General features: G+C 63.2%; 9 protein-coding genes. 4 read left to right on the top strand and 5 right to left on the bottom strand.

Annotated features, from left to right (window positions below; genetic code table 11):
* Positions 1-9 precede the first annotated feature (9 nt).
* Together AC1RNA_RS06010 and glpK are read left to right on the top strand one after the other, a co-directional pair.
* Positions 10-1,197, top strand: a complete 1,188-nt coding sequence (locus AC1RNA_RS06010; RefSeq protein ID WP_492950472.1) for an acetyl-CoA C-acyltransferase — start codon at positions 10-12, stop codon at positions 1,195-1,197.
* A 9-nt stretch (positions 1,198-1,206) separates the two neighbouring features.
* Positions 1,207-2,709, top strand: coding sequence for a glycerol kinase GlpK (gene glpK / locus AC1RNA_RS06015; RefSeq protein ID WP_492950473.1), 1,503 nt, complete (start codon positions 1,207-1,209; stop codon positions 2,707-2,709).
* Between the two features lie 60 nt (positions 2,710-2,769).
* Here glpK and AC1RNA_RS06020 read toward each other — a convergent pair whose 3' ends face one another.
* From AC1RNA_RS06020 to metF, 3 genes are all read right to left on the bottom strand, one after another.
* Complete coding sequence (locus AC1RNA_RS06020) at positions 2,770-3,300, bottom strand: hypothetical protein (RefSeq protein WP_492950474.1); 531 nt, start codon at positions 3,298-3,300, stop codon at positions 2,770-2,772.
* A 233-nt stretch (positions 3,301-3,533) separates the two neighbouring features.
* On the bottom strand, positions 3,534-7,382 hold the full coding sequence (gene metH / locus AC1RNA_RS06025) for a methionine synthase (protein ID WP_492950475.1): 3,849 nt from the start codon (positions 7,380-7,382) through the stop codon (positions 3,534-3,536).
* Between the two features lie 58 nt (positions 7,383-7,440).
* Positions 7,441-8,346: a methylenetetrahydrofolate reductase [NAD(P)H] gene (metF, locus tag AC1RNA_RS06030; RefSeq protein ID WP_492950476.1), complete on the bottom strand. Its 906-nt coding sequence runs from the start codon at positions 8,344-8,346 to the stop codon at positions 7,441-7,443.
* A 322-nt stretch (positions 8,347-8,668) separates the two neighbouring features.
* Between metF and AC1RNA_RS06035 the strand changes: the two genes are divergently transcribed.
* Positions 8,669-9,688, top strand: a complete 1,020-nt coding sequence (locus tag AC1RNA_RS06035) for an LLM class flavin-dependent oxidoreductase (RefSeq protein WP_492950477.1) — start codon at positions 8,669-8,671, stop codon at positions 9,686-9,688.
* Between the two features lie 4 nt (positions 9,689-9,692).
* Here AC1RNA_RS06035 and AC1RNA_RS06040 read toward each other — a convergent pair whose 3' ends face one another.
* A complete protein-coding gene (locus AC1RNA_RS06040; RefSeq protein ID WP_009337625.1) occupies positions 9,693-10,559 on the bottom strand; it encodes a prephenate dehydratase in 867 nt (288 codons plus the stop codon).
* 8 nt (positions 10,560-10,567) lie between these two features.
* Positions 10,568-11,311 carry a 3-deoxy-manno-octulosonate cytidylyltransferase gene (locus AC1RNA_RS06045; protein WP_492950478.1) on the bottom strand — a complete coding sequence of 248 codons (744 nt, stop codon included), beginning with the start codon at positions 11,309-11,311 and terminating at the stop codon, positions 10,568-10,570.
* A 220-nt stretch (positions 11,312-11,531) separates the two neighbouring features.
* On the opposite strand from AC1RNA_RS06045, the gene AC1RNA_RS06050 reads away from it, so the two are divergent.
* On the top strand, positions 11,532-12,047 hold the full coding sequence (locus tag AC1RNA_RS06050; RefSeq protein ID WP_048755534.1) for a c-type cytochrome: 516 nt from the start codon (positions 11,532-11,534) through the stop codon (positions 12,045-12,047).
* Positions 12,048-12,161 lie beyond the last annotated feature (114 nt).

Below are 12,161 nucleotides of genomic sequence, written 5' to 3' on the forward strand. Positions count from 1 at the left end.
GGGAGTTGCATGCCGGAGGCCGTCATTGTTTCCACAGCCCGCACCCCGATTGGGAAGGCCTATCGGGGCGCTCTGAACGCCACGGAAGGGGCGACCCTGTTCGCCCATGCCATCAAGGTGGCGGTGGAGCGGGCCAAGCTTGATCCTGCGGAGGTCGAGGACGTGGTGATGGGCGCGGCGCTCCAGCAGGGCGCGACCTTCGGCAACATCGCGCGCAAGGCGTTGTTGCGGGCGGGCCTGCCGGTGGGTGTCGCGGGAACGAGCGTCGATCGTCAGTGCGCCTCGGGCCTGCAGGCCATCGCGAATGCCGCGCGCTCGGTGCTGTTCGACGGTGTCGAAATCGCGATCGGCGGCGGCGGCGAATCGATCAGCCTCGTGCAGAACGACAAGATGAATATGTTTCACGCCGTCGATCCGGCGCTGAAACAGATCAAGCCGGAGATCTACATGTCGATGCTCGACACCGCCGAGGTGGTGGCGAAACGCTACGGCATTTCGCGGCAGCGGCAGGACGAGTACGCGCTGGAGAGCCAGCGCCGCATCGCCGCCGCGCAAGTCGCGGGCAAGTTCAACGATGAGATCGCGCCGGTCACGACGAAAATGGGCGTGCTCGACAAGGCAAGCGGCGAAGTGTCGTTCAAGGACGTGACGCTGTCGCAGGACGAGGGCCCGCGCCCCGACACCAGCGCCGAAGGCCTTGCCGCGCTGAAGCCGGTGATGGGTGAGGGCTTCACCATCACCGCAGGCAATGCGAGCCAGTTGTCGGACGGTGCGAGCGCCGTTGTCATCATGAGCGACAAGACGGCGGCGCGGCGGAATCTCAAGCCGCTCGGAATCTTTCGCGGCATGGTGTCCGCAGGATGTGAGCCGGACGAGATGGGCATCGGCCCGGTGTTCGCGGTGCCGCGTCTCCTGAAGCGCCATGGCCTGACCGTCGATGACATCGACCTGTGGGAATTGAACGAAGCCTTCGCGGTGCAGGTGATCTACTGCCGCGACAGGCTTGGCCTCGATCCGGCGAAGCTCAACGTCAACGGCGGCGCCATCGCAGTCGGTCATCCTTACGGCATGACCGGCGCGCGGCTTGCAGGCCATGTTCTGATTGAGGGCCGGCGTCGCAAGGCGAAATACGCCGTGGTGACGATGTGCGTCGGCGGCGGCATGGGGTCGGCCGGATTGTTCGAGATCGTGCACTAGGCATCGGCGATGGCTTATCTCCTCGCCATCGATCAGGGCACGACATCCTCGCGCGCGATGCTGTTTCGCGGCGATCTTTCGGTCGCGGCCAGAGCGCAGCAGGAATATCCGCAACACTTTCCGGCATCGGGCTGGGTCGAGCACGAGCCCGAAGACATCTGGACAAGCACGCTCGCGACCTGCCGCGCCGCGATGCGCGAAGGCAATGTCCACGCGGGCGACATCGCGGCCATCGGCATCTCCAACCAGCGCGAGACGGTTGTGGTGTGGGACCGCAAGACAGGACAGGCGATCCACCGGGCCATCGTCTGGCAGGACCGGCGCACAGCGGATGTCTGCGCGCGGTTGCAGGCGGATGGCAGCGAGCCGCTGATTGCCGCGCGAACAGGGCTGATCGCCGATCCGTATTTCTCGGCGACCAAGGTCGCGTGGATTCTCGATCATGTCAGCGGCGCGCGCGAACGCGCCTTGCGTGGCGAGCTTCTGTTCGGCACAGTCGATTGCTATCTGCTCTGGCGGCTCACGGGCGGCGCAGTTCATGCGACCGATGCGACCAACGCCTCGCGCACGCTCTTGTTCAATATCCACACCGGCGCGTGGGACGACGATCTGCTCAAGCTGTTGCGGGTGCCGCGCGCGCTGCTGCCGCAGGTTCGCGACTGCGCGGCTGATTTCGGCGCGACAATGCCTGAATTGTTCGATGGGCCGATTGCCATTCGCGGCATCGCGGGTGACCAGCAGGCGGCGACCGTCGGTCAGGCCTGCTTCGCGCCGGGGATGATGAAGTCGACTTACGGCACTGGCTGCTTCGCGTTGCTCAACACCGGTGAAACGGCGGTGGCGTCAAAAAACAAGCTGCTGACGACCATCGCCTATCAATTGAATGGCAAGCGCACCTATGCGCTGGAAGGTTCGATCTTTGTCGCGGGCTCCGCCGTGCAATGGCTGCGCGATGGCCTTCACCTCATCAAGACTGCGCATGACAGCGACGATCTCGCGTCGCAGGCGGACGAGACGCAATCAGTCTATCTCATTCCGGCCTTCGTCGGGCTCGGCGCGCCATACTGGAATCCGCGCGTGCGCGGTGCGCTGTTCGGGCTGACGCGCAACACAGGCCCCGCCGAACTCGCGCACGCGGCGCTGGAAAGTGTCTGCTACCAGACGCGCGATTTGTGGGAGGCGATGCGCGCCGACTGGCCGGATCTCGCGGCGAAAGACGTTTCGCTTCGCGTCGATGGCGGGATGTCCGTCTCGGACTGGACCATGCAGCGCCTCGCTGACATCCTTAAGGCAATAGTCGACCGTCCTATGATCCCGGAGACGACGGCGCTGGGCGCGGCCTATCTCGCGGGCCTTGCAGCGAATGTCTGTCCGCCGCCGGAGACGTTTGCCGCGCAATGGCAACTCGATCGCCGCTTCACGCCAGCGATGGATGATGCAACGCGCGCGCGGAAATTAAAGGGATGGTCGCAGGCCGTGAAAGGACTGCTCGCGAGCGATAGGGATGGCTGATGTCATGGCACCGGGACGGCAGTGGCGAGCGCCACCATCCCGGTGTTATTGCAGGGCAGTTTACTGACAGAGCGTAGGTTGCCCATTCAGCTTGATGATGGTGCCGGGACGGCAGGTGAAGCCGTTGCGGGCGTCAAAGCTCGGTGAGCCCGGAATGGCGGTGCCATCGTAATTATATACGCCGAAGCCTTCGTCCATGGACGCATAGGTGCCGCCGTAACGATAGCCGCTGCGATAGGCGACATCGCCATAGGGCCGGTCGTATCGTCCGTAGTAGCCGTTATCATAATAGCCGGCCCGGAAGGGTGCAGTTGCAATCGCGTCGGCGGTTGCGATCGCGCCGCCGGCAATGGCGCCTGCGGTGGCGGCGGGCCAGAAGCCGCTGCGATGGTTCCAATTGCTGTCGCGTTCACCGCGCCGCGCGAGGCGATCGCCTGAGCGCATGGTTCGAGCATGGTGGACGCTATGCTGATGCAGCTTGGATGATTTCATCTGCACATTGGAATGCGTCTTGACCATATCCCGTGCGAGGGCGGGGGTCGCGATCAGCGCAATCGCGGCGGTGGCTGCGAGGAGGGTTGCCTTGTTCACAGTGCGTCTCCTTTTCTTCTGTTATGAAAATTTGATGAGAAGGCGGAGGAAAGTTCCGACGTGGCACAGCGCCGCCGAATTTTCGACGCTGTGTGGTCAAAACGAACCGGCGGCGATGCAGTTCCACCGCTGTCTCACGTCACACAGACGTGAAAGGACGAAGGCCGAACGGATTTGAAGTTCCGTTCGGCCTTCGCGGGATATCTTCAGAAATTCAGTGACGAAGCCGAGAGTTAGTCAGGCCGCGCATCGGTGCGTGATTTCATCTTCATGCGCATATGGATCGCGCAGCCGCAGCCCGGCGGATGCTGGGCGGGGGGCAGACTGGTGATGTCGTCGTCCGCAGGTGCTGGTGGCTGAGGTTCGCTCGCGGGAATGTAGTTCAGAACGGAAGCAAGCGAGCGCTCGGTCTCGGCCACGGTCGCGCCGATGCGCTCGGCATAATCCTCGACCTGATCGCGCTCGATCTTGCCGACGCCAAAATATTCGCTCTGCGGGTGGCTGTAGTAGATGCCTGACACCGATGAGCCCGGCCACATCGCAAGGCTTTCGGTCAGGGTCACGCCCGCATTGCGCTCGGCATCGAGCAGTTTGAAGATCGTGGTCTTCTCGTTGTGGTCGGGTTGCGCGGGATAACCCGGCGCCGGGCGGATGCCCTGATACTTCTCGAGGATCAGGTCGTCATTCGACAGCGCCTCGTCGGCCGCGTAACCCCAGAACTCCATGCGGACGCGCTGGTGCATCCGCTCGGCGAAGGCTTCCGCGAGGCGATCCGCCAGCGCCTTGACGATGATCGAGGAATAATCGTCGTTGGATTTCTTGAAGCGCATGGTGATCGCTTCCTCGCCGATGCCGGCGGTGACGACGAACGCGCCGATGTAATCGGCGACGCCGCTTCCCTTCGGCGCGATGAAATCGGCGAGCGCGAGGTTGGGGACACCGGCGCGCCGCTCAAGCTGCTGGCGCAGCGTGTGCAGCGTCGCAAGCGGCTTGGTGCGCGCCTCGTCGCTATAAAGCGTCACGTCGTCGCCGTCCGCATTGGCGGGCCAGAAGCCGATGGTGGCGTTGGCGGTGAACCAATTTTCCTTGATGATGGTGTCGAGCATCCTGCGTGCGTCGTTGTAGAGCGACTGCGCAACCTCGCCGACGTTCGGGTCCTTCAGGATTGCCGGGAAGCGGCCCGACAATTCCCACGCCTGGAAGAACGGCGTCCAGTCGATGCACTCGGCGAGTTCGGCGAGCGAATAGTTGGTGAAGGTCTTCAAGCCGAGGAACGACGGTTTGACCGGCCTGGTCTTGCTCCAGTCGATCTTCAGGTGATTGGCGCGCGCGGCTTCGAGCGAGAGTCGCTTCTTGTTCTGCTGGGCGCGGAAATGCGCGTCCGCGATCTTGGCGTAGTCGGCGCGGACTTCGGCGATGTATTCGTCGCGCTTCTCCACCGAGAGCAGCGAAGAAGCGACGCCGACCGCGCGGCTCGCGTCATTGACGTGCACGACCGCGCCCTTGCGGTAGCGTGGATCGATCTTCACGGCGGTGTGGACGCGGCTCGTGGTCGCGCCGCCGATCAAGAGCGGAATGTCGAAGCCCTCGCGTTCCATTTCGGATGCGACGAACGCCATCTCGTCGAGCGAGGGCGTAATCAGGCCGGAAAGCCCGATGAGGTCGGCGTTCTCTTTCTTCGCAGTTTCAAGAATCTTGGCGGCGGGGACCATCACGCCGAGGTCGACCACCTCGAAATTGTTGCACTGGAGCACGATGCCGACGATGTTCTTGCCGATGTCGTGAACGTCGCCCTTCACTGTGGCCATCACGATCTTGCCGGCGGACGAGCGCTGGCCTTCGGTAAGGCCTGCGGCCTTGTTGCGTTCCTTTTCCTCTTCCATGAACGGCATCAGATAGGCGACCGCCTGCTTCATCACGCGGGCGGACTTCACCACCTGCGGCAGGAACATCTTGCCGGAGCCGAACAGGTCGCCGACCACGTTCATGCCGGCCATCAGCGGGCCCTCGATCACGTTGAGTGGCCGCTCCACGGTGAGGCGTGCGGCTTCGGTGTCGACCTCGATATATTCGGTGATGCCGTTGACCAGCGCGTGGGAGAGCCGCTTCTCGACGCTCCATTCGCGCCAGGCAAGATCCTGTTCCTTGACCTGCTTGCCCTGGCCGCGGAATTTTTCCGCGAGCTGCAACAACCGTTCGGGCGCGCCTGGATCGCGGTTGAGGATGACGTCCTCGCATACGTTGCGCAATTCGGGATCGATGTCGTCATAGATCACCATCTGCCCGGCGTTGACGATGCCCATGTCCATGCCCGCCTTGATGGCGTGATACAGGAACACCGAATGCATCGCCTCGCGCACCGGCTCATTGCCTCGGAATGAGAATGACAGGTTCGAGACGCCGCCCGAGATGTGGACGTGCGGCAGGTTCTGGCGGATCCAGCGCGTCGCCTCGATGAAGTCGACGCCGTAATTGTTATGCTCCTCGAGCCCGGTCGCGATGGCGAAGATGTTCGGGTCGAAGATGATGTCCTGCGGCGGGAAGTTGAGCTTCGTCGTCAAGAGATCGTAAGCGCGTTTGCAGATATCGATCTTGCGCTGGTAGGTGTCGGCCTGCCCGACCTCGTCGAACGCCATCACCACCACGGCGGCGCCGTGGCGGCGCGCGATGGCGGCTTCGTGGAGGAATTTCTCCTCGCCTTCCTTCATCGAGATCGAGTTGAGGATCGACTTGCCCTGAATGCACTGCAGTCCGGCTTCGATCACCTCGAATTTCGAGGAGTCGACCATCACCGGCACCTTGGCGATGTCCGGCTCGGAGGCGACGAGGTTGAGGAAGTCGATCATCGCCTGCTTGGAGTCGAGCAGGCCCTCGTCCATGTTGACGTCGATCACCTGCGCGCCGTTCTCAACCTGATCGCGGGCGACCTGAAGTGCTGCGGTGTAATTGCCTTCCTTGATGAGCTTGCGGAAGCGGGCCGAGCCGGTGACGTTGGTGCGCTCGCCGACATTGACGAACGGAATGTCGTTGGTCAGCACGAACGGCTCGAGGCCGGACAACCGGAGTCTCGGCTCGATCGCCGGGACGATGCGTGGCTTGTGTGGAGCGACGGCCTGCGCGATCGCCTTGATATGATCGGGCGTGGTACCGCAGCAGCCGCCAACGACATTGACGAGGCCATCACGGGCGAATGCGCCGACGAGGCGGGCCATGTATTCCGGCGTCTCGTCATACTGGCCGAATTCGTTCGGCAGGCCCGCGTTCGGATAGGCGCAGACGAGCGTATCGGCGACGCGGCCGATATCGGCGATATGCGCGCGAAGGTCTTCCGCGCCGAGTGCGCAGTTGAAGCCGATGGTGATGGGATTGGCGTGTTGCACCGAGTACCAGAACGCTTCCGGCATCTGGCCTGACAGCAGGCGGCCGGATTTGTCGGTGATGGTGCCGGAGATCATCACCGGCACGTCGATGCCACGCGCCTCGCAGATTTCTGCGATGGCGTAGAGTGCGGCCTTGGCGTTGAGCGTGTCGAAAATGGTTTCGACCAGCAGGAGATCGGCGCCGCCGTCGAGCAAGCCGTTGATCTGCTCGCTGTAGGCGATGCGCAGGCCGTCGAAGGTCACCGCGCGATAGCCGGGATTGGCGACGTCCGGCGAGATCGAGGCGGTGCGGTTGGTCGGGCCAAGCGCGCCCGCGACGAAACGCGGCTTGCCGTCATCGGCCTCGGCGCGGTTGGCGGCGTTGCGCGCGAGCCGTGCACCCTCGCGGTTCAGCTCATAGGCGAGGTTCGACATATCGTAGTCGGCCTGCGCGATGGAGGTCGAGGAGAAGGTGTTGGTCTCGACGATGTCGGCGCCGGCTTTCAGATATTCGTAGTGAATGTCCTCGATCGCCTGCGGCTGGGTCAGGATCAACAGGTCGTTGTTGCCGCGCACGTCGCGGTGAAAATCTTTGAACCGCTCGCCGCGGAATGCCGCTTCGTCCAGTTCGAGCCGCTGGATCATCGTGCCCATGGCGCCGTCGAGCACCAGAATGCGTTCGCGGGCGAGGGCGCGGAATTTGTCGGCGGTTGAAGAGGTCATTTACTCATTACCTTGCATGCGTCACGTCCGCGGCGGGCGGGCATGACGGAAGAAAATATCAGGTGGCCTGTTGCGATCCGTTCGGGCGGATGCCGAGCAGGTGGCTGATGGCGAACACGAGGTCCGCGCGGTTCATGGTGTAGAAGTGGAAATTCTCGACGCCGTGCTTGGCGAGCTTCTGGACCTGGCCTGCGGCGACAGTGGCGGCGACGAGCTTGCGGGTCTCCGCGTCATCGTCGAGGCCTTCAAATTTTTCCGCCAGCCAGTCCGGCACCGTTGCGCCGGCGCGCGTGGCGAAATTCTTCGCCAGCTTGAAGTTCTGCACCGGCAGGATGCCCGGCACGATCGGAATTGTGATGCCCGCCGCGCGCACGCGGTCGAGATAGCGGAAGTAAAGATCGTTGTCGAAGAAGAACTGGGTGATGGCGCGGTCGGCGCCTGCATCGACCTTGGCTTTCAGCACGTCGATATCGGCGTCGATGGTTGCGCTCTCAGGATGCTTTTCCGGATAGGCCGAGACCGTGACTTCCATATCCGGATGGCGGCGCTTGATCGAGGCGACCAGATCGGCGGAATTTTGATAGCCGTTCGGATGGGCCCGATAGGCGGTGCCGATGCCGCCCGAGGGATCGCCGCGCAGCGCCACAATATGGCGCACGCCGACTTCATGATAGCGATCCACCACGTCATCGATGTCGGCGCAGGTCGCGTCGACACAGGTCAGGTGCGCGGCGGGGGTGAGGCTGGTTTCCTCAAGGATGCGCTTAATCGTCGAATGGGTCCGCTCGCGGGTCGAGCCGCCCGCGCCGTAGGTCACGGAGACGAAATTCGGTGACAGCGGTGCAAGGCGGTTGATGACGCCCCAGAGATTCTGCTCCATCTCCTCGGTCTTCGGCGGGAAGAACTCGAACGAGATGGAAGGCCGTGCAGCCTGCGTGTGGGCAGAAGGTGGGGTGTCGCTCATGACGCCTCGGAAGAACCGGCTGGGATGTGATGATGCGCGATGGCTTCAACCTAGCGCGCAAACGCTAAAATAGGCCATAAGGCTTCGGTCCGACAGCCCACCAAGGCGCATATTGCGGTGGGAAATTGCCCATAACAGGAGAAAAATTGCGGGAAAATCCAATTACTGGATATCGGGTGGGCCAAGGCGAAGAGAGTTTGGCGCTGCATTCCCGCTGAAAGTTTCGGAAAGCGGTTGGCTGAAGAACACTTTCAAGGGCTTGTCAGACGTCCTTGCCCACCGGCAACTTGAGCGCGCTGGCGCAGCCATTACCTGAGGGCCCATGCCTCCTTTGTCCGTTCTCGATCTTTCCGTCGTCACCACCGGCACCAAACCTGCACAGGCGTTGCGCAACAGCATCGATCTGGCGCAGGAGGCCGACCGGCTGGGCTACACCCGTTATTGGCTTGCCGAGCACCATGGGCTGGCGTCGGTTGCAAGTCCCGCGCCCGACATCATGATCGGGCAGATCGCGGCGGTGACGCAGCGCATCCGCGTCGGCTCCGGCGGCGTGATGTTGCCGAACCATGCGCCGCTCGTTGTGGCCGAGCGCTTCAAGATGCTGGAGGCGCTGTTTCCCGGCCGCATCGATCTGGGCTTGGGTCGCGCACCGGGGACTGATGGGGTGACCGCCTATGCGCTGCGCAATCGACTGGAAGTGCGGCCCGGCGATGATTTTCTGGAGCGGCTGCAGGAATTGATGTTGTGGGAGACGCGGGAATTCCCGGCCGATCATCCCTTCAACAAGGTGGTTGCGATGCCGGACGATACGCCGTTGCCGCCTTTATGGCTGCTCGGCTCCAGTGACTACAGCGCGCAACTCGCGGCGCAGGTCGGCATGGGCTTCGCCTTCGCGCATCATTTCGCATCGTTCGATGCTGTCGCAGCGCTCACCCATTATCGCGCGCATTTTCGTCCCTCGCGCTGGCGGCAGACGCCGCACGGCATTCTCGCGGTCGCGGTCGTCACGGCGCGGACCAATGCGGAGGCCGAAGAACTAGCGATGTCGATGGACCTCAACCGCCTGCAGCGCGAGCGGGGCGCCTATCTGCCGATCCCGAGCGTCGCGGAGGCGAAAGCCTATCCGTATTCGGAGGCCGACCGCGCGATCATCGCCCGCAACCGCGCAAAGCTGTTCGTCGGCTCGCCTGCGAGAGTTCTGGAGCGGCTGACGCCATTGATCGAGGCGAGTGGAGCCGACGAGGTGATGGTGACGAGCGCGATCTACGACCATAGCGCGCGCAAGCGGTCCTATCGGCTGCTCGCCGAGGCGTTCGGGCTGAACAAGCAAGCGGCGGCGTAGCCGCCTACTTGCCGTTCCTGCCGTTGAACGCGATGCGGAACGGATGTGCCGGATAGACGCCGACAATGCGCAGCTCCGCCGAGAAGAATTTCAGTTCCTCCAGCGCATAAGCGAGGTTCTGGTCGTCGGGATGGCCGTCGACATCGGCGAAGAACTGCGTGGCGGCGAAATTGCCTTCCACCATGTAGCTTTCCAGCTTGGTCATGTTGACGCTGTTGGTCGCGAAGCCGCCGAGCGCCTTGTAGAGCGCGGCCGGCAGGTTGCGCACGCGGAAGACGAACGACGTGACCGTGGCCCCGGAATCGTGCGGCGCCCATTTCGGCTCGCGGGCCAGCACGACGAAGCGCGTGGTGTTGTGATGCTCGTCCTCGACATCTTCAGCCAAAATGTCGAGACCGTAGATATCGGCTGCGATCTTCGGCGCGAGCGCCGCGCGGGTCTTGTCGCCCGCCGCCGCGACCGCGCGGGCCGAACCCGCGGTATCGGGCGACACGATCGAGCGCACGCCGAGCCTGCGGATGATGTTGCGGCATTGGCCAAGCGCGTGGATGTGGCTTTCGATGGTCTTGATGCCATCGAGCGCGGCGCCGCGCGGAGCCATCAATTGATGATGGATCGGCAGGAACCATTCGCCGACGATGAAGAGGTTCGATTTCGGCAAGAGATGGTGGATGTCCGCGACGCGGCCCGCGACCGAGTTCTCGATCGGGATCATGCCGAGATCGGCCTCGCCGGAGGCAATCGCGGCCAGCGCATCCTCGAAGGTGGCGCAGGGCAGGGCCTTGGCGCCGGGATACGCCTCGTCGATGGCGATATGCGAGTTGGCGCCGGGCTCGCCCTGGAAGGCGATGGTCATTGGTTCTGTCGTCATGCTTGTCGTTATACCTGTTTTGCCAGTGTCCGGCGCGCGGCTTCCAGATCGTGCGGAGTGTCGACGCCGAGCGGCACCGAATCGACGATCCGGACGTCGATCCTCATGCCGGTTTCCAGCGCGCGCAATTGTTCGAGCTTCTCGCGCCGCTCAAGGGGTGAGGGCGGCAGCGCGACGAATCGCGCCAGCGCCGCGCGGCGATAGGCATAAAGCCCGATGTGGTGGTAGCGCGGTCCCTCGCCATGAGGCGCGGTGGCGCGGGTGAAGTAAAGCGCCCGCAGCGTGTCGTTCGAGACAGGCGAGCCCACCACCTTCACTACGTTTGGGTTGGTGTGTTCTTCCGGGACGCGAATTTCCGCAGCCAAAGTGGCGATATCGACGGCGGGTTCGCTCAAGGGTTGCAGCACCGCGCGGATGTCGGCCGGCGCAATGGTAGGCAGGTCGCCCTGGACGTTGATGATGGTGTTGATGCGGCCTGCGCCGTCGAGTTTGCCCAAGGCCTCGAAAATGCGGTCCGACCCGGAGGGGTGGTCGGCGCGGGTCATGACGGCCTCGCCGCCCTGTGCGGTGACGGCGGCGGCGATTTCGGCTGAATCGGTGGCGACCGCGACCCGGCCAAGGCGGGCATCCCGCGCCCGGCGCAGGACATGGGCGATCATCGGCAGGCCCGCGATGTCCAGAAGCGGTTTTCCCGGCAGCCGCGACGCCGCCATGCGGGCGGGAATCAGGACCAGGGTGTCTTGTTCGGTCATGGACGGAAGGCCGGGCTGCAGGGCTGGAAACGCACGGAAATGCGGGATATTCGCAGGATCGGGACATTTATACGGGTTGCCAGAAGCCGGGCAAACCGTTATTCCCTCGGCGCTGCCTCGCAAGTGGCGCGTAGCTGACCCTGCACTGATGTTTTGATCCGTTTTTCAGCGGAAAATGCAAGGCATCAGGTCAATTTCCCGGCCCGGAGCCTGATCTGAAATGGACTCTTTCGAACTCAACAAGATCATGGGTGCGATTCTCGGCACCTGCCTTGTTTTGCTGGTGACGAATTTCGCCGCCCAGGCAATTTTCGCTCCGAAGAAGCTGGACAAGCCGGGCTTTGAGATCGCGGTGAAGGAAGCGGCAGCCGCTGGCGCGCCAGCCAAGGAGGCACCTGAGGTGCCGATTGCGGATTTGCTCAAGACGGCTTCCGCCGAAAAGGGCCAGGCTGTTTCCAAGAAGTGCGCGGCCTGCCACACCTTTGAGAAGGGCGGACCCAACAAGGTCGGTCCGAACCTGTTTGGCATTGTTGACGAGCCGAGGGGCCAAGGCCGCGGCGGCTTCAACTTCTCCGCCGCCATGAAGGCCAAGGGCGGCAACTGGACCGTTGAGGACCTCAACCATTTCATCAAGAGTCCGAAGACCTTTATCCCGGGCACGGCGATGGGCTTCGCGGGCATCAGCAAGGACAGCGAACGCGCCGACCTGATCGCCTATCTCGAGACTCTCAAGTAAGGCAGGCTCGCTCGGTCCGTATCCGGGCGCACGTTCCAGCCTAAACGATTTTTTAGAATCCGCGCGACAACGTCGCGCGGATTTATCGTTTCGGCGGGCTGGCGTCATATCCAA

Source organism: Afipia sp. GW821-FHT14H12, assembly GCF_058803465.1.